Here is a 17768-nt window from a genome sequence, read left to right as displayed (position 1 = left end):
TCCTTTCACTTCCAAAAAAAGTAAGCGCTTTATTTTTATTTTAAAAAAGTAACTGCCCTTAAAATAGCAGAACTGTTCATTTTTATTTTACGCTATTTATAAGTAGAGTCAACAGTCATCCTAAAATATCTATAAAGGGGTGAATAAATGATATAAATTAGACAATCAATTACTTTTTTTACATTTTCATGATATTTTTCTAAAAAAATGTGTTTACTACTTGTTAGATTGCTTAGAATCCTTTAAAATAGAATGGGAGAAATTCCGCGATTAGTTTTCGGAGGGAAAATAAAATGTCCATTAATTGGCAGGAAATTGCATTTCACTTTTTAGGTGGCCTGGGACTATTCTTATATAGTATCAAAACCATGGGGGACGGTTTGCAACAAGCAGCTGGAGATCGTCTTCGATTTTACATTGACAAATATACTAGCAATCCTTTCTTTGGAATTTTAGTTGGAATTGGGATGACTGCCCTGATTCAATCGAGTTCAGGTGTTACGGTTATTACAGTTGGTCTGGTTAGCGCTGGACTATTGACTTTACGTCAGGCCATTGGGATTGTCATGGGTGCCAATATTGGAACAACCGTCACATCCTTTATCATTGGTTTTAAATTGGGAGACTACGCATTACCTATGCTCTTTCTCGGAGCAGTCTGTCTCTTCTTCACCAAAAATAGAACCATCAATAACATCGGACGAATTGTCTTTGGTGTCGGTGGTATCTTCTTTGCCCTCAATCTTATGAGTGGCGCTATGGAACCCCTTAAGGATTTACAAGTCTTTAAAGACTACATGGTAGAACTTAGTAAAAATCCAATCTTGGGTGTTCTTGTCGGAACAGGTTTAACCCTTCTGATTCAAGCCTCCTCAGCGACCATCGGGATTCTACAAAATCTCTACGCTAGCAATCTGATTGACCTTCAGGGTGCACTACCAGTTCTCTTTGGAGATAACATTGGAACAACCATCACTGCTATTATCGCTTCCTTGGGTGCTAATATTGCAGCCAAACGTGTGGCGGCAGCCCATGTGGCCTTTAACGTTATCGGGACTGTTATCTGTATTATCTTCCTCGTTCCATTTACAGGCTTAATCCAATGGTTTGAGAGCTTCTTAAATCTAGCTCCAGAAATGACCATTGCCTTCGCCCACGGAACCTTCAACATTACCAATACAATCATTCAGTTTCCATTCATCGGAGCTCTTGCTTTCTTGGTAACTAAACTTATCCCTGGAGAAGACGAGGTTGTCAAATACGAGCCACTTTACCTTGATGAGCAACTGATCAAACAAGCTCCATCTATCGCTCTTGGAAATGCTAAAAAAGAACTTCTACACCTAGGTAATTATGCTGCGAAAGCCTTTGACCTCTCTTATGACTATATCATCAACTCTAATGAAAAAGTTGCAGAAAAGGGACATAAGACTGAAGAAGCTATCAATACCATTGATGAAAAATTGACTCGTTACCTCATTAGTTTATCTGGTGAAGCTTTGAGCCAAAAAGAGAGTGAAGTCTTAACAAATATCCTTGACTCTTCACGAGACTTGGAACGTATCGGAGACCACGCAGAAGCCCTGCTCAATCTTAACGATTACTTGCAACGCAAGAATGTTCAATTCTCTGAGGCTGCCTTAGAAGAACTAGCAGAGATTTATCTTAAAACTAGTGATTTCGTCAAAGATGCTCTTGAGAGTGTGGAAAACAACGACCTCGAGAAAGCTCAAGCTCTTATCGAGCGACACGAAGACATCAATAACATGGAACGTGTCCTTCGTAAGACTCACATCAAACGTCTAAATAACGGAGAATGTTCTACCCAAGCAGGTGTCAACTTTATCGATATTATTTCACACTACACTCGTGTATCAGACCACGCTATGAACCTTGCTGAAAAGGTTTTGGCTGAACAAATTTAAAACAAAAAAATGCTTTGATTCTTTCGAATCAAAGCATTTTAAATAGCTCTCCAATCATAAAGGAAGATGCGGCTGCACCCCTGTATCTCGCTTCTTCCTTTTTGATAAAGCGGGCCAGATTGACTAACTCTGGCGCTGGGGTCTTGGGATTCTTGAGAAGTTCAATAGTGACCAGACCCGATAGCCGTACTGCTAGCAAGCGCTCATTGGTGCTTGGCAATTGCTTAGCAGTCTCTACAAGTGCAAGCACTAGATCTTCACTCAGGTTTTGACGGGCATGATTGTAAAGATCCCGTATCAAGGTTTCTAGGTTTGGTTCTTCCATCCCTATTACCTCCGTCATTTCTGTTTAATAATTTTTGATTAAATCTACTGTAGAACGATTCAATTTTTTAACTAAGGCTTGTAAGAAAGCTTGAGCTTCAAGGAAATCGTCCATGGCATAAAGTGTTTGATGAGAGTGGATATAACGGGCACAAACACCGATTGTTGTTGATGGGACACCACCATTTTTCAGATGAGCTGCACCTGCGTCAGTTCCACCTTTTCCACAGTAGTATTGATACTTGATTCCAGCTTCTTCAGCAGTTGTCAAAAGGAAATCCTTCATACCTGGGAGAAGCAAATGACCTGGATCGTAGAAACGAATCAAGGTCCCATCACCAATCTTACCTTGACCACCATAAACATCACCAGCAGGTGAACAGTCAACTGCCAAAAATACTTCTGGATCAAATTTAGTTGTTGATGTATGGGCACCACGAAGTCCGACTTCTTCTTGGACATTAGCCCCAAGATAAAGTTCATTGCCTAGTTTTTGGCCTGACAAGTTTTCTGCCAGCTCACTAACCATGAGAACTCCGTAACGGTTATCCCAAGCTTTGGAGATGATATTTTTTTCGTTAGCTGTTAGGATTGCGCTACTATCTGGAACGATGGTGTCTCCTGGGCGGATACCAAAACTTTCAGCCTCAGCCTTATCCGCAAAACCACCATCAAAGACGATATCTGAAACAGCTGGCATGGTTGGCCCACCTGTTCCACGAGTCAAATGTGGAGGTACTGAACCTGAGATGACTGGAATTTCACGTCCTTGGCGCGTAAAGAGTTTAAATCGTTGGCTGCTGACAACCATCGGGTTCCAACCACCGATTTCAACTACTCGGAAGGTTCCATCTGGTTTGATTTCACTTACCATAAAACCAACTTCATCCATGTGAGACGCTACCAAGATACGAGGTGCATCGACTGCTTCTGAATGTTTGATACCAAAAATACCACCTAGGCCATCTGTTACTACTTCATCCACGTGAGGAGTTATCTTCTCACGAAGATAAGCGCGTACAGGTGCTTCATGACCTGAGATAGCAGAAAGTTCTGTCACTTCTTTGATTTTAGAAAATAATGTTGTCATTTCTATCCCTTCTTTCTTTCAACCATTTTACCACTTTTTATAGGAGAAGGGTAGTGAAAATCATCAATCTATAGATCTATCTACACCAAAAAAGAATCACGACTGTGATTCTTTTTATTTTGAATTTCTCTTTAAAGAAAAGTGATCTGGTACGGGATCCTTACCTATTTCAGACCAAGGATGACATCGTAAAATCCGTGCCAATCCCATCAGAACCCCCTTGAATCCATGCTTTTCAATAGCCTGAATCATATAGTTTGAACAGCTGGGCTCAAATCTGCAAGAAGGTGGAAAGGCTGGCGAGATAAAGCGTTGGTAAAAGCGCACTGGCGCAATTAAGATTTTTTTCATTATTTATTATTTGTTACAGCCATGGTGTGTAGTTGGCTGATTTCTTTTTTATTGAGACGGCGTGATTCACCTGGACGAAGGCCCGTTAAGTCTAGATGTCCAAAACGAGTACGAGAGAGTTTATCCACTTGGAGACCAACAGCTTCAAACATCTTTTTAACCTGGTGATTGCGCCCTTCATGGATCGTCAATTGAACAACTGAGCGGTTTTTAACTGGATCTACTTTAAGAATCTCATAAACAGCTGGCTTGGTTTTCTTACCATCAATCTCAACCCCTCGAGTCAAGGGACGGAGATTTTCTTTGTTGGCAATCCCTTTCACACGCGCAACATAGACCTTATCAATCTCATTACTAGGGTGAATCATCTCATCTGTAAAGTCCCCATCATTGGTCAAAATCAAAACTCCAGACGTATCCCAGTCCAAACGCCCTACCGGATAAATCCGTTCTTTGACATTGGGCAAAAGGTCTACAACAGTCTTACGACCCTTGTCATCTGTCACACTGGAAATCACTCCACGTGGTTTATTGAGCAGATAGTAAACCTTTTCTTCGTTGTAGATTGGTTGACCTTCAACTTCTACCTTATCGCCAGACTTAATGGTTGTCGCTAATTCACGTACTACCTGGCCGTTAACAGTCACCAAGCCTTGCTTGATCAACTCCTCTGCTTTTCTCCTACTGGCCACTCCTGCGTGGGCAATATACTTATTGATTCTCATCTGCTTCTATCCTTTCACCAAATAATTGGCTTTCTTGTGCTTGAATTTCAAGCTCATCAATCACAGGCAATTCTTCCAAATGGTTAATACCCATGTAATCTAGAAAATATTCCGTAGTTACATAGAGATTAGGGCGACCAAGAACTTCTTTTTTCCCATCTTCTCGTATCAAATCGAAGGCCTGTAACTTAGCTAGAGCTCCGCTTGAATTAACCCCACGAATAGCGTCGATTTCTATACGTGTGATAGGTTGCTTATAAGCAATAATGGACAAGGTTTCAAGCGCAGCCCTAGATAGACTCTGGTTGATTGGCGCCTTAGAATATTCCTTCAAAATAGCTGCAAATTGAGGCTTGGTCACCAATCTGTAGGCCCCTCCTGTCTCAATCAGGGCCAAACTAGAATCCTGGTCTTTTTCATACTTTTTGGCTAATTTTTCTAAGCTTTGCTGAATTCCTGTTGGTGGTAACGATAAGAGTTCTGCCAACTGACGAGCCCTAATCCCATCTTCACCTGACACAAACAGGAGCGCTTCTATTTTTGCTAAAGTACTCATACGTCCTCTCTATCAAGCCTGACTTTGCTCTACTTGATTTTCCTCATTCTTTTTTATGAGATAAATATCTCCAAAACTCTCTTTTTGAATCAAGAGAATTTCTTGGGTTTTAATCAACTCTAAGGTTGCTAAAAAAAGTGTAATGACCTCTTGTAAATCCTTGGTTTCTTTAAACAAATCCTGCAGGCATAGTTGTTGCCCTTCTACCAAGGATTCCCGAACGATGACCATCATATCCTCAATCTTATACTCATCCCGTAAAATAGTTGTATGGTTTTTCGAGAATTCTTCCTTTTTCTTGGTCAGTAAGGTTGAAAAGGCTAAGAAAAGATCAATCGTGGTCTTATCATGCACGAGTTCTGCATCTTCGTAAATCAACTCTGTCGGTGCTTTAGAATAATACTGGGCTCGTTCTTGGTGCTTGACTTCCAACTGCTCTCCCAAGAGTTTAAACTTACGATATTCTTCAATCTGAGAAAGGAGATCCTGCTCTAGGTCATCCTCTAAATCAGACACTTCCGCAACCTTTGGCAAGAGCTTACGACTTTTAATCAGCATCAGTTGGCTAGCCATCACCATATATTCACCTGCCACTTCTAAACGCATGGCTTGTAAGGTTGATATGTAGGCTAGATACTGCTCAATAACTTCTGTAATCGGTACATCATAGATATCCATCTGATACTTTGAAACCAAGTGTAAGAGCAAGTCCAAAGGCCCTTCAAAATCTTTTAATTTAATATCCATTATCTATATTTTTCTAAGGTCATGACTGTTTTTAATCCCAATTTTTTGGCGATTTCATACAAGTCAACCTTCTCTTCAATTTGTCTCAGTATAAACTGTTCTCTCAATCCTTGAGCCGATAAATCTGCAAAGCCTTTTTCCTTTAGAAAGGCTTCTAACTGACGAAAAGCCCATTGACGAGAGTATGGCTTACCAGTTTTTTCAAAGAGGTAGGTCTGTCCCATCAAGGGTTCTAACTCTGCAAGTAATTTTGTGGGAAGACTCAAGATTCTTTGTTGAGAGGCTTTATTGATTCTCAACACTTGAAAATCTAGATTCACATCACTTATTTTTATGGCTAGAATTTCACTAGGCAAGAGGCCCAATTCAACTATCAATAAGGCTATTAAACGCCCTTCTGGATAGGTACTTTCTTGCCAGAAAGAACTCAAGTCTAAAAGCTCTGACTTGACTTGTTTTTTCTCAGCCTGTTTCGGCAATTCCAAACGATAAAAGGTGCCAATCTTTCCTTTCTGGTATAAAAAGTAAAGAAATTGATTGCAGGCAGAAACTTTACGCTTTTGGGCACTAATTTTAAAATTTGATAATTGAGCTTGGTAGATTTTTAAACTTGTCTCAGAAATTCGTCCTCCAATAAGATCTAAAAACTGCTCCAAGTCATATTTATAAGACTGTTTAGAATTACTAGATAGATTTTGCTTTTCTTCTAAAAATGTTAAAATCCATTCTCTCATTTGCTTCGAATCTCATATTCCTTACTAAAGTCATGCAGGAGGGCATTGACAGCCTTGAGGATTGACTTCCGCGTGATAATCCCTTGGAAAATACCATCCTTATCAACGACTGGCAGGAAAGACTCATCCACTAGCTTATGTAAAACATCCGTCAATGTATAGTCTGGATTAACTACTGCGACATCCTTCTTTGTCATGTGAACAATATCCATATCCGCCATGACTTCCTGACTCAAATCCTGCTCCATTTGATATGCAAAAATATCTCTAAGCCCTAGGGTCCCAACAAATTTTTTCTCAGCAGTCACTACTGGAACTCGTGTATAAGTCATCTGGCTAAGGAGGAGAATTGCATGATCTGCATTGTGAGTATCAATGAGCACAGCCAAATTTTCAGCAGGAGTCAAAAAGGTTTCCTCTTGCTCCAGCAAAAAGAGTTCAAATTCTTTGGCAATCATCGAGCAAACTCCTTGGATAAGCCAGGATACACATCATGATTACGTGTCAAAAAGTCCACTTTGAAATAGCTGTCATCAATTTCCACACGAGCGTAGAGACATTCTCTGATGGTTCCACGTGGTTGGCTGATAGAACCTGGATTTAGAAAGAGGGTCTTCCCTTCCATCCAAGCATTTGGTACATGTAAGTGACCATAGAGACAGATATCTGCATCTTCCTCTTGGGCCCAGAAATCTAGTTTTTGGAAATTGAAGTTAATGTCAAATAAGTGTCCGTGAGTCTGGATAATCTTGGTAGGACCCAGTTGAGTCACTAAGCGTTCTGGATAATCTGAATAGAAATCCATGTTCCCTCTAACTACCTGAATTCCTTCCCAGAGCGGTGAATCAGGGCGAAGCTCCGAGTCACCATCGTGAAAAATGGCATCAACTTTCCCAAGATAGCGATCACGTATTTCTTCTACAATCAAGCTATCTCCATGGGAGTCACTCATTACAATGATGGTTTGCTTTGCCATGATGGAAATACCTCCAAAAGTTTCTTAACGGCTAAGGCACGGTGAGATTGACTATTTTTTTCTTCAAGGGTTAATTCAGCTGATGACTTGCCTGTTTCTCCTACTAGGAAAAGAGGATCATAGCCAAAACCATTTTCACCCTTAGGTTCAAAGTTAATGTAACCTGGCCAATCAGCTTCGACGACCAAGCTTTCCTTACCTGGGCTAGCAACGACCAAGGTTGTGTGAAATTGCGCTGAGCGGTCCTTGAGTTCAAAGACCATGGCTAATTCGTGCAAGAGTTTAGCATTGTTTTCTTGGTCAGTGGCTCCCACTCCTGCGAAGCGAGCCGACCAAACGCCTGGTAGACCACCGAGAACATCGACTTTAAGACCTGAATCATCTGCTAGAACCATCTTACCTGTTAATTGGGAAATAGTTTCTGCTTTGAGGCGGGCGTTCTCTTCAAAGGTCATTCCTGTTTCAGCTACTTCAGGTAGGTCTGGATAATCATTGAGATTTTCTACGTCATATCCAAGTTTGTCAAAGATAGCACGAAATTCTTTGGTCTTCCCTTCATTACGAGTCGCTATGAGCAAGGTTTCTCTGACTTTATTTGTCTCGAAAAAGTCTTGAACATTGACTCCTTCTTTAGGCAATTCTACATGCAGAAGTTGTCCATTTTCAACTAAGAGCAAGGCACCTTGGCGTTGAATAACTTCCAAGTTTCGGCCGGCTTCTGCATTTAAAATCTCAACGATAAAAGATAGCAAGCGGAAGTTGGAAGACCAGCGCATTACCGTAATCGTGATTGGAAAACCATTTTCCTCATCACGGAAAATGTGAGCCAAATCCATAAAATCAAGATCAAGAGGATCTTTTATGAGGCTATAGATTCCACCGTAGACGTCCCAGACACCTACATACCAGTCCTGGTCATCCTTGTATTCATAAATTTTGTTTGTCATAATGTTACATGCTCCACATGAATCTCTTTTTCTAGCCATTCCGCTCCAATCTGAGCAAAACTATGGCTATTTGCAGTCGTATAAAAACGGTGTTGTAGAGGCCCTGCATCGCGGCCACGATTAATCTCGAAATAATTGAGTAAGACAGAAATATCCCGCACGCACTCTGCTCCACTATCAATCAGTTTCACTTCTGGTCCCATCACATTTTGGATAATGGGTCTGAGTAGCGGATAGTGGGTACAGCCCAGAATCAAGCTGTCTACCTTGCCCACTAATGGACGCAAGGTTTCATAAACTACTTTCTTGGTCACACTGGTTGAAAGGGCACCAGACTCAACCAAGGGAGCAAACTTAGGGCAGGCCAAGCTTTCAACTTGCAAATTTGGATCTAGGTCATGAATTTTTTGACGATAGATATCTGATTGCACTGTCATCGGTGTTCCAATCACACCGATTCTCCCACCCTGACTTGCTTTGATAGCAGCTGAAGCACCCGGTAAAATGACACCGAGGACAGGGATATCCAACCTAGCCTTGACTTCTTCCCAAACAACTGCTGTTGCAGTATTACAAGCGATGACAATCATCTTGACATCCTTAGTCAAAAGAAAGTTGACCAACTGCCAAGTATATTCACGAATTTGCTCAGCAGGACGAGGCCCGTAAGGTGCCCGTGCCGAATCTCCAATATAGACGATTTCTTCATGAGGAAGCTGGCGCATGAGCTCACGTACAACGGTCAAGCCTCCAACGCCCGAATCCAAAAAACCAATTGGTCGATTATCCATACAGTCTTCTTTCTAGTCTTATTTTTCTGATTGATAGTTCATTATCATTACATTTCTCGCTGAAATTTCTGACAGACTGGTAAACTCCAGACTATCTCCCTCTTAATCATAATCAAATATCAATAGAATGCAAGGAAAAAGTCTTATCCTTAAATATCAGTTGAACATAGTGAGAAGTCTGGAATTTTCATCCCAGACTTTTCCTATTTATTTCTTTTTATTGTTAGCAAGGGCTGCTTTTTGTTGGCGAATGATTTGGTGGTACACTTGTTGCACCTTAGCTTCGCTTGGTTTTTGACCATTTGCACTCAACAGAGTACGAACTGCTTCTGCATTCAAACGTGGGTTATCAGCAAATTCTTTTTCAATTTGCTTGCGCACCAAGTACATTCCTCCAAGAGCTCCACCTAGAAAAGCTAAAACAATCAAGACAATTGCTAAAATAAGGTCCATAATATTTCTCCTGTTTCTTTTTGAATCTTCTATATTATACCATAAAGTCCCACGCCTGACTAGTTTGATTTACGCTTTCAAAAGGGTAGGGCATTACTCAGATTCTTTCTCAGCTCTAATCTTTTTTAATTCAATAAAATTAAAAAAGAACTAAAATTTGGTAAAATAATTCAGTTTTTCCTAAAAAACCTTGCATTGAATCTATTTATTTGCTATATTAAGATTATACAAAACAAAGGAAACATCTTTCTGCAAGGCTTATTTTTTTACAAGAAAATGTATGCGCTTACAGATTTGAGAAAGGAGTTTTTATGGAGAAGAGCTATTGGGAAAAATCCTGTAAGTATAGCATCCGAAAATTGACCGTTGGAACTGCTTCTGTTTTACTGGGAGCTGTTTTTCTAGCAACACAGAATGTAGCTGCCGATGGCATCGAAGTGAAAGAAAATCAAGCAAGTGTCAGTGAGACTACGGTTCAAGTGAATACAAAAGTAGAGGAACCCACTCAAGAGGGTAAGGAAAATCAACCAAGCACAGAAAATCAACCAAGCACAGAAAATCAAACCTCTACTGAATTAGCTGACAAAGAGGTAAAACCTGAAAAGGAAACACCTCAAATACATCATCAATCAGAGACTAACGCTGTAGTTGAACCTTCTGAAAATAAGGAGAGTGAAAAACCAGAACTTCCTATGACTAAGCAAGAAAACTATCAACTTCATTACGACCAACCAACTGCTCCTTCTTATGACGGCTGGGAAAAACAAGCCCTGCCAGTGGGAAATGGAGAAATGGGGGCAAAAGTTTTTGGACTCATCGGTGAAGAAAGAATCCAATACAATGAAAAAACTCTCTGGTCTGGTGGACCGCAACCGGATAGCACCGATTACAATGGGGGGAATTATCAAGACCGCTATAAGGTCTTAGCAGAAATTCGTAAGGCATTAGAAGAAGGAAACCGCCAAAAAGCAAAACAATTAGCGGAGCGCAACCTAGTCGGACCAAACAATGCTCAGTATGGTCGTTACTTATCTTTTGGTGATATCTTTATGGTCTTTAACAACCAAAAGAAAGGCCTGGAGAGTGTTACCGACTATCATCGTGGCTTAGATATTTCTGAGGCCATCTCGACCACTTCTTATACCCAAGACGGTACAAACTTTAAGCGCGAAACCTTCTCTAGCTATCCTGACGATGTTACTGTGACCCACTTGAGTAAAAAAGGGGATAAAACCCTTGATTTTACACTCTGGAATAGTTTGACTGAAGATTTGATTGCGAATGGCGACTACTCCTGGGAATATTCGAATTATAAACAAGGAGCAGTTACGACTGATTCTAATGGTATTTTGCTCAAAGGAACTGTCAAAGACAATGGTCTGAAATTTGCTTCCTATCTTGGAATCAAGACAGACGGACAAGTCACTGCACAAGATGGCTATTTGACTGTCACCGGAGCCAGCTATGCGACCCTTTTACTCAGTGCCAAGACCAACTTTGCTCAAAATCCAAAAACCAATTATCGCAAGGATATTGACCTAGAAAATACTGTTAAGTCTATCGTTGAAGCTGCTAAAGCCAAAGACTATGAGACTCTGAAAAATGATCACATCAAGGATTACCAAAGCCTTTTTAATCGTGTTCAACTAAACCTCGGCGGTAGCAAGTCTAACCAAACTACAAAAGAAGCTCTCCAAACCTATAATCCAACAAAAGGTCAAAAGCTAGAAGAACTCTTCTTCCAATATGGACGTTATCTACTCATCAGTTCTTCTCGTAATCGGACAGATGCCCTCCCTGCCAACTTGCAAGGAGTCTGGAATGCTGTAGATAATCCACCTTGGAACTCAGACTACCACCTCAATGTCAACCTACAGATGAACTATTGGCCTGCCTACATGAGCAATCTCGCAGAAACGGCTAAGCCAATGATCAATTATATCGATGACATGCGCTACTATGGCCGTATCGCTGCTAAAGAATATGCAGGTATCGAATCCAAAGAAGGTCAAGAAAACGGTTGGTTGGTTCATACTCAGGCGACACCATTTGGCTGGACTACTCCTGGTTGGAACTACTATTGGGGTTGGTCTCCTGCTGCCAATGCTTGGATGATGCAGAATGTCTATGACTACTACAAATTCACCAAGGATGAAACTTATCTTAAAGAAAAGATTTATCCAATGCTCAAGGAAACAGCCAAGTTCTGGAATTCCTTCTTGCACTACGACAAGGCTAGTGATCGCTGGGTTTCTTCTCCATCCTACTCACCAGAACATGGAACCATCACGATTGGGAATACCTTTGACCAATCTCTAGTTTGGCAGCTATTCCACGACTATATGGAAGCAGCCAATCATCTGAAGATCGACCAAGATTTGGTAACAGAAGTGAAGGCTAAATTTAATAAGCTCAAACCACTTCATATCAACCAAGACGGCCGTATCAAGGAATGGTACGAAGAAGACAGCCCACAATTCACTAACGAAGGCATTGAAAACCATCACCGTCACGTTTCTCATCTAGTTGGTCTCTTCCCAGGTACTTTATTTGGCAAGGATCAGCCTGAATATCTAGAAGCTGCACGCGCAACCCTAAACCACCGTGGAGATGGTGGTACTGGTTGGTCTAAGGCCAATAAAATCAACCTCTGGGCTCGTCTCTTAGATGGAAATCGTGCCCATCGTTTATTGGCAGAACAACTCAAATCCTCAACTCTAGAAAACCTCTGGGATACGCACTCGCCTTTCCAAATTGATGGGAACTTTGGTGCAACCAGTGGAATGGCAGAAATGCTCCTTCAATCTCACACCGGCTACATTGCCCCATTACCAGCCCTTCCAGATGCATGGAAAGATGGTCAAGTCTCAGGCCTAGTAGCTCGTGGTAACTTTGAAGTCAGCATGAAATGGAAAGAAAAGAATCTTGAAACGCTATCTTTCATTTCTAATGTGGGTGGAGACTTAGTCGTAGACTATCCAAATATCGAAGCTAGCCTTGTCAAGGTAAACGGCAAGGAAGTACAAGCTACCCGCATCAAAGACAACCGTATTCAACTTACGACACAAAAGGGCGATGTCATTACCTTTGAAAACTTCCCTGGTCGTATTACTCGTCTGACTGCCCAACGAAAAGATTCAACGACTGCAGAACTTAATTTCAATGCTGTTGAAGGGGCGACTCATTATGTCATCCATCGGGAAAGTAGAGATGAAACTGGTCAAACTTCTACTGTCCGTGAGTTTACAACAAACCAAACTCGCTTTATCGACCGTTCTATTGATTCAAGCCATGCCTATACTTATACCGTTAAGGCTATACTAGGAGACCGTTCAACACCTGTTTCTGATGTTGCTTCAATCTCCGCCTTTAGTGAGCTCATGGACGATCGTGACTCTCGCATTCAGTATGGCGCTGCCTTTGGAGACTGGTCTGACTCAGAACTCTTTGGCGGAACAGAAAAATACGCCGACATCTCAAATGGAAATTATTCCGATAAAGATGCAACAGCAACCATTCCTTTCAATGGACCTGGTATTGAAATCTACGGACTCAAATCTTCTCAATTAGGACTTGCTGAGGTTACAATCGATGGCAAATCTGTTGGTGAGCTTGATTTCTATACAGATGGAGCTACTGAAAAGGGTGTCCTAATCGGTCGTTATACAAATCTTTCTTCAGGCCCTCATCTCATGACTATCACTGTTAAGCGTGAACATAAGGGACGTGGAAGTGAACGCTCAAAAATTTCCTTAGACTACTTCAAGGTCTTCCCAGGTCAAGGAGAAACAGTTGAGAAGATAGATGATCGTGATTCTCGTATCCAGTACGGATCGGCATTTAAAGACTGGACTGATGCGGAACTCTATGCTTCTACAGAGAAATATGCAGATATTAACGCAGATGATAGTCTCGCTCCTGAAGCAACTGCAAGAATTCCATTCTCTGGTACAGGTATCCGTATCTATGGACTGAAAACTTCAGCTCTTGGCAAGGCACTTGTGACACTCGATGGAAAAGAAATGCCAAGCCTTGACTTTTACACTGCCGGAGCTACCGAAAAAGGAGCATTGATTGGAGAGTTTACTAATCTAGCAGATGGCGACCATGTCCTAACTTTGAAAGTAGACCCAGATTCTCCAGACGGTCGAAAGAAAATCTCCCTTGATTCATTCGATATTCTAAAAGCTCCATCAGTATCATTAGATACACCAAGCCTCGAACCTATAAAGGTAGAAGATAAGACAGTTACCCTAACTTTACCAACTGGTAACTGGGATGCTGTTGCTGTGACATTCCCTGGTGTTACAGATCCCCTAGTCCTAAGAAAAGTCGATGAAGATCATCTTGTCACTTCTGGCGAGCAAACTGTATTAAGCATAAAGGATAACAAGGTAGAAATCGACATTCCTGAAACTACGGAACGTAAAACTGGCAATCCAATAGAAGCTTATGCTATCCTAGGAGAAACACGAAGCAGTACTATTGTAACAGTCTTTCCAAAAGGGGAAACTGCACCTATAGAAGATCCAGTTGTTACAAGCAAAGGTGACGATCCTGCTCCAGTAGTAACCATTCCTGAGCACACTGAACCTATCGGTACTGCGGGAGAACAAGCAGCGCCTACCGTAGATATTCCTGAATATACTAAGCCTATCGGTACTGCGAGCGACCAAGCAGCGCCTATTGTAGATATCCCTGAATACACTGGGCCTATCGGTACTGCAGGGGAACAAGCAGCGCCTACCGTAGATATTCCTGAATATACTAAGCCTATCGGTACTGCGAGCGACCAAGCGGCGCCTATTGTGGATATTCCTGAATACACTGGCCCTATCGGTACTGCGAGCGACCAAGCGGCGCCTATTGTGGATATTCCTGAATACACTGGCCCTATCGGTACTGCGAGCGACCAAGCGGCGCCTATCGTGGATATTCCTGAATACACTGGCCCTATTGGTACTGCGAGCGACCAAGCGGCGCCTATCATCTCTCTTCCTGAGTTTAAACTCAAAGCCTTAAAAGACCAGACTACCGGAGTTCAAGTCATCAGTGGAGCAAATGAGCTAGGTGAAGCAAGTTATCTTGAAATCCAGAAAGTAGACAAGCAAGAACTCTTGGGCAAGAAATATGATGCCTACGACATTCAACTCAAGAATGAAAATGGTCAACTAATCCAAGCAAAAGGTGCTGTCCTCGTTCGATTACCAATTTCTGGCACAGTCCAAGAATTCTATCGCTTCAGTTCAGAAAAAGACTTGAAAGCACAAGATTTCACAATTCGTGATGGCATGCTTGAGTTTCTCACCATTGATTTGACTACTTATGCTATCGTCTACAAGACTGAAACAGAAGCCCAACAACCAAGCTCAAGTCAAATCGAAGAAGCTAGTCCATTAGCAAATAAAAACCAGCTCAATGGTGAAAATTCTACAAATGACAAACAACTTCCTGCCACTGGAGAAGAGGCCAGCCCACTCCTCTTCATGGCAAGTCTCAGCTTAGCTTTAACTGCAGCCTTCTTGCTAAAAGGTAAAAAAGAGTGATCCCAATAAATCTATAAAGATTTAGATAAATAGAAAAAGGATGAGTAAATTACTCATCCTTTTGATTTCTTTCAGAGTCTTTTAAAATAAACTAAAAAGCCAGTTATAAATCCAGTTAAAAATCGAATATAACAAATTCAAAAGGAATTCATAAAAAAATAAACAAATGTGATACCAAATGAATTCTACAATCGTAATCAGTGGCTTGACTAGGATATAAAATAAAATATCCCAAATAAATTTCATTTTTTTTCTTCCTTTCTAGGAAGTCCCGCAATCCAAGGCAGAGCAGATATCATTTTATAAGCCGCAAGAAATTTAGCAACCTCTAGGGCTTTTGGCTCAGATTCCTTCTTCTCAGTCAGTACTTCCATTCCTTTTACCCAGAGGCATGTCCCAATAATTCTAGCCATTCCTGTAAAAAAATTTGGTTGGTTGTCCATGTGATTCTCCCCTAGTTCATGTCATTTCTAACAGATTAGTTCTTATTGTATTCAGTATATCAAATTTATATAGATTATCAACTTTTTATCTGCAAAATAAAAAAGTTTCATAATCTTTCTAGAAGCCTTCTAGCTAGATTATAAAACTTTAGTGATTATTTCATTTCTTTTTTATAGCGTTCCAATTCTTCTTGGTTAGCCCAAACGTAATGACCTGGACGAATTTCAACCATAGAAGGTTTGTCTGTTTCATAGTCATGTTGGTCTGGATCATAGACTTTCAAAACTTTCTTACGTTCCAAGATTGGATCTGGAATCGGCACAGCTGATAAAAGTGCTTGTGTGTATGGATGAACTGGATTGTTAAACAATTCTTCAGTTTCAGCCACTTCAACAATAACACCCTTATAAATTACCGCAATACGATCAGAGATAAAACGAACTACTGACAAATCGTGGGCGATAAAGAGATAGGTCAAGCCCAATTCCTTCTGGAATTTCTTGAGCAAGTTCAAAACTTGGGCACGAACTGAAACGTCCAAGGCTGAAATCGGCTCATCTGCGATTACAAAGTCAGGTTGCATAACCAAGGCACGAGCGATACCAATACGTTGACGTTGTCCACCTGAAAACTCATGAGGATAACGTGTCAAATGTTCAGCCAAAAGTCCAACTTCACTAATGATTTTTTTAACTTTTTCTTGTCTTTCTTCCTCATCCTTAAATAGATGGAAATTATAAAGACCTTCAGAAATAATATAGTCAACCGTTGCACGCTCATTCAAACTAGCAGCAGGGTCTTGGAAAATCATTTGAATACGACGGATTACTTCAGCTTCTTGAGCTCGTGATTTTTTACCGTTGATCTTTTTACCTTCGAAGAGGATATCCCCTTTGCTGGTATTATTCAAACCGATAATTGCACGACCAATTGTTGTTTTACCACTACCTGATTCTCCAACAAGTGAGAATGTTTCACCTTTGTTGATAAAGAAGTTAGCATTTTTAACAGCTACAAACTTTTTGCTTCCTTCACCGAAGGAAATCTCTAAGTCTTTAATTTCTACTAATTTTTCAGACATTTCCTTCCTCCTAGTTTTCCAGATGAACAAGACCCATTCTCTCACGAATCTTGTCATGTAAATCTGCAATTACTGCTGGTTTTGCAACTTTTGGTGCTTGATCATGAAGTAACCATGTTTTAGCCCAATGAGTATCTGACACAGCAAATTGAGGTGCTTTTTCTTCAAAATCGATCTTCATTGCGTAATCTGAACGAAGAGCAAATGCATCACCTTTTATTTCTGTATAGAGTGACGGAGGAGTACCTGGAATTGAATATAGTTCTCCTTTATCATCAGCTAATTGTGGCAAACTTGATAGTAGGCTCCAAGTATAAGGATGACGAGGATCATAAAAGATTTCTTCAACAGTACCGTACTCAACAATCTCACCAGCATACATAACTGCAACTTTATCTGCAATACTTGCTACAACACCGAGGTCGTGTGTGATAAAGATTGTTGTAAAGTGATATTCATTTTGAAGAGACTTAAGCAAGTCAATAATCTGAGCTTGAATGGTAACATCAAGGGCCGTAGTTGGCTCATCACAGATCAAAACATCTGGGCGACATGCAAGAGCAATAGCGATAACGATACGTTGACGCATCCCTCCAGAATATTGGAATGGATACTCCTCAAAACGCTTTTCAGCATCAGGAATACCAACCTTATTCATGTAGTCAATAGCCATTTCTTTTGCTTCTTGAGCTGTTTTCCCTTGGTGTTTAATGATAACCTCAGTAATTTGGCTTCCGATTGTTTTGATTGGATCCAAACTAGTCATCGGATCTTGGAAGATAGTTGCAATCTTTGCCCCACGAATTTGTTCCCAATCCTTGTGAGACGAAAGTGCTGTTAGGTCTTGTCCACGGTAATCGATGCTCCCCTGAGCGATACGCCCGTTTTCTTCTAACATTCCTGTAAAAGTTTTTGTCAAAACTGATTTACCCGAACCAGATTCTCCAACCAAGGCAAGAACTTCTCCTTCAATCAACTCAAGAGAAACTCCGCGAATAGCGGTCAAAACTTTGTCACGAACATCAAATTCCACGACAATATCTTGAGCAGATAAAATTACATTTTTATTGTTCGTCAT

At 40.9% G+C, this 17768-nt stretch carries 17 protein-coding genes; 2 read left to right on the top strand and 15 right to left on the bottom strand.

From position 1 onward, the window contains the following. Positions 1-293: 293 nt before the first annotated feature. A complete protein-coding gene (locus tag ACWPUA_RS02430) occupies positions 294-1925 on the top strand; it encodes a Na/Pi cotransporter family protein (RefSeq protein ID WP_281137668.1) in 1632 nt (543 codons plus the stop codon). A 28-nt stretch (positions 1926-1953) separates the two neighbouring features. Here the strand turns inward: ACWPUA_RS02430 and ACWPUA_RS02425 are convergent, their stop codons facing one another. The 12 genes from ACWPUA_RS02425 to ACWPUA_RS02370 form a co-directional block, all read right to left on the bottom strand. Then, positions 1954-2250: a hypothetical protein gene (locus ACWPUA_RS02425; RefSeq protein WP_006152271.1), complete on the bottom strand. Its 297-nt coding sequence runs from the start codon at positions 2248-2250 to the stop codon at positions 1954-1956. Between the two features lie 24 nt (positions 2251-2274). Further along, a complete protein-coding gene (gene pepA, locus ACWPUA_RS02420) occupies positions 2275-3339 on the bottom strand; it encodes a glutamyl aminopeptidase (protein WP_454378894.1) in 1065 nt (354 codons plus the stop codon). Positions 3340-3453: 114 nt separating this feature from the next. Continuing rightward, on the bottom strand, positions 3454-3690 hold the full coding sequence (gene yidD / locus ACWPUA_RS02415) for a membrane protein insertion efficiency factor YidD (protein WP_454378892.1): 237 nt from the start codon (positions 3688-3690) through the stop codon (positions 3454-3456). Continuing rightward, positions 3690-4415 (bottom strand): pseudouridine synthase, encoded by a 726-nt coding sequence (locus tag ACWPUA_RS02410; protein ID WP_454378890.1) that lies wholly within the window; start codon positions 4413-4415, stop codon positions 3690-3692. The genes yidD and ACWPUA_RS02410 overlap by 1 nt, the downstream gene beginning before the upstream one ends. Continuing rightward, positions 4402-4971, bottom strand: coding sequence for an SMC-Scp complex subunit ScpB (gene scpB / locus ACWPUA_RS02405; protein ID WP_006152059.1), 570 nt, complete (start codon positions 4969-4971; stop codon positions 4402-4404). The genes ACWPUA_RS02410 and scpB overlap by 14 nt, the downstream gene beginning before the upstream one ends. Positions 4972-4983: 12 nt before the next feature. Further along, complete coding sequence (locus ACWPUA_RS02400) at positions 4984-5718, bottom strand: segregation/condensation protein A (RefSeq protein WP_006151813.1); 735 nt, start codon at positions 5716-5718, stop codon at positions 4984-4986. Beyond that, complete coding sequence (xerD, locus tag ACWPUA_RS02395; protein WP_006147858.1) at positions 5718-6452, bottom strand: site-specific tyrosine recombinase XerD; 735 nt, start codon at positions 6450-6452, stop codon at positions 5718-5720. The genes ACWPUA_RS02400 and xerD overlap by 1 nt, the downstream gene beginning before the upstream one ends. Continuing rightward, positions 6449-6910: a cyclic-di-AMP-binding protein CbpB gene (gene cbpB, locus ACWPUA_RS02390; RefSeq protein ID WP_454378887.1), complete on the bottom strand. Its 462-nt coding sequence runs from the start codon at positions 6908-6910 to the stop codon at positions 6449-6451. Before cbpB ends, xerD begins: the two co-directional genes overlap by 4 nt. Further along, positions 6907-7428 carry a metallophosphoesterase gene (locus ACWPUA_RS02385; RefSeq protein WP_006147856.1) on the bottom strand — a complete coding sequence of 174 codons (522 nt, stop codon included), beginning with the start codon at positions 7426-7428 and terminating at the stop codon, positions 6907-6909. The genes cbpB and ACWPUA_RS02385 overlap by 4 nt, the downstream gene beginning before the upstream one ends. Next, a complete protein-coding gene (locus ACWPUA_RS02380) occupies positions 7404-8375 on the bottom strand; it encodes a nucleoside-triphosphate diphosphatase (protein ID WP_454378884.1) in 972 nt (323 codons plus the stop codon). The genes ACWPUA_RS02385 and ACWPUA_RS02380 overlap by 25 nt, the downstream gene beginning before the upstream one ends. Continuing rightward, positions 8372-9166: a glutamate racemase gene (gene racE / locus ACWPUA_RS02375; protein ID WP_006152238.1), complete on the bottom strand. Its 795-nt coding sequence runs from the start codon at positions 9164-9166 to the stop codon at positions 8372-8374. Before racE ends, ACWPUA_RS02380 begins: the two co-directional genes overlap by 4 nt. A gap of 207 nt (positions 9167-9373) precedes the next feature. After that, a complete protein-coding gene (locus ACWPUA_RS02370) occupies positions 9374-9619 on the bottom strand; it encodes a YneF family protein (protein WP_004251708.1) in 246 nt (81 codons plus the stop codon). Positions 9620-9930: 311 nt separating this feature from the next. Between ACWPUA_RS02370 and ACWPUA_RS02365 the strand changes: the two genes are divergently transcribed. Next, positions 9931-15165 (top strand): SIALI-17 repeat-containing surface protein, encoded by a 5235-nt coding sequence (locus ACWPUA_RS02365; RefSeq protein ID WP_454378882.1) that lies wholly within the window; start codon positions 9931-9933, stop codon positions 15163-15165. A gap of 242 nt (positions 15166-15407) precedes the next feature. On the opposite strand, the gene ACWPUA_RS02360 is transcribed toward ACWPUA_RS02365, so the two are convergent. From ACWPUA_RS02360 to ACWPUA_RS02350, 3 genes are all read right to left on the bottom strand, one after another. Next, complete coding sequence (locus ACWPUA_RS02360) at positions 15408-15608, bottom strand: mechanosensitive ion channel protein MscL (RefSeq protein ID WP_223333772.1); 201 nt, start codon at positions 15606-15608, stop codon at positions 15408-15410. A 155-nt stretch (positions 15609-15763) separates the two neighbouring features. Further along, a complete protein-coding gene (locus ACWPUA_RS02355; protein ID WP_006147851.1) occupies positions 15764-16690 on the bottom strand; it encodes an ATP-binding cassette domain-containing protein in 927 nt (308 codons plus the stop codon). A gap of 10 nt (positions 16691-16700) precedes the next feature. Beyond that, the gene (locus ACWPUA_RS02350; protein WP_454378879.1) at positions 16701-17768 is read right to left on the bottom strand and encodes an ABC transporter ATP-binding protein; all 1068 of its coding nucleotides are present in this window, start codon (positions 17766-17768) and stop codon (positions 16701-16703) included.

The sequence above is a fragment of the Streptococcus sp. Marseille-Q6504 genome (genome assembly GCF_965111625.1).
This window is presented reverse-complemented; position numbering and strand designations above follow the sequence as displayed.

What these genes read in the sequence shown, in the direction of transcription:
- ACWPUA_RS02430 (WP_281137668.1), top strand. Translation starts at nt 294, where the DNA reads ATGTCCATTAATTGGCAGGAAATTGCATTTCACTTTTTAGGTGGCCTG.
- ACWPUA_RS02425 (WP_006152271.1), bottom strand. Translation starts at nt 2,250, where the DNA reads ATGGAAGAACCAAACCTAGAAACCTTGATACGGGATCTTTACAATCAT.
- pepA (WP_454378894.1), bottom strand. Translation starts at nt 3,339, where the DNA reads ATGACAACATTATTTTCTAAAATCAAAGAAGTGACAGAACTTTCTGCT.
- yidD (WP_454378892.1), bottom strand. Translation starts at nt 3,690, where the DNA reads ATGAAAAAAATCTTAATTGCGCCAGTGCGCTTTTACCAACGCTTTATC.
- ACWPUA_RS02410 (WP_454378890.1), bottom strand. Translation starts at nt 4,415, where the DNA reads ATGAGAATCAATAAGTATATTGCCCACGCAGGAGTGGCCAGTAGGAGA.
- scpB (WP_006152059.1), bottom strand. Translation starts at nt 4,971, where the DNA reads ATGAGTACTTTAGCAAAAATAGAAGCGCTCCTGTTTGTGTCAGGTGAA.
- ACWPUA_RS02400 (WP_006151813.1), bottom strand. Translation starts at nt 5,718, where the DNA reads ATGGATATTAAATTAAAAGATTTTGAAGGGCCTTTGGACTTGCTCTTA.
- xerD (WP_006147858.1), bottom strand. Translation starts at nt 6,452, where the DNA reads ATGAGAGAATGGATTTTAACATTTTTAGAAGAAAAGCAAAATCTATCT.
- cbpB (WP_454378887.1), bottom strand. Translation starts at nt 6,910, where the DNA reads ATGATTGCCAAAGAATTTGAACTCTTTTTGCTGGAGCAAGAGGAAACC.
- ACWPUA_RS02385 (WP_006147856.1), bottom strand. Translation starts at nt 7,428, where the DNA reads ATGGCAAAGCAAACCATCATTGTAATGAGTGACTCCCATGGAGATAGC.
- ACWPUA_RS02380 (WP_454378884.1), bottom strand. Translation starts at nt 8,375, where the DNA reads ATGACAAACAAAATTTATGAATACAAGGATGACCAGGACTGGTATGTA.
- racE (WP_006152238.1), bottom strand. Translation starts at nt 9,166, where the DNA reads ATGGATAATCGACCAATTGGTTTTTTGGATTCGGGCGTTGGAGGCTTG.
- ACWPUA_RS02370 (WP_004251708.1), bottom strand. Translation starts at nt 9,619, where the DNA reads ATGGACCTTATTTTAGCAATTGTCTTGATTGTTTTAGCTTTTCTAGGT.
- ACWPUA_RS02365 (WP_454378882.1), top strand. Translation starts at nt 9,931, where the DNA reads ATGGAGAAGAGCTATTGGGAAAAATCCTGTAAGTATAGCATCCGAAAA.
- ACWPUA_RS02360 (WP_223333772.1), bottom strand. Translation starts at nt 15,608, where the DNA reads ATGGACAACCAACCAAATTTTTTTACAGGAATGGCTAGAATTATTGGG.
- ACWPUA_RS02355 (WP_006147851.1), bottom strand. Translation starts at nt 16,690, where the DNA reads ATGTCTGAAAAATTAGTAGAAATTAAAGACTTAGAGATTTCCTTCGGT.
- ACWPUA_RS02350 (WP_454378879.1), bottom strand. Translation starts at nt 17,768, where the DNA reads ATGACGAACAATAAAAATGTAATTTTATCTGCTCAAGATATTGTCGTG.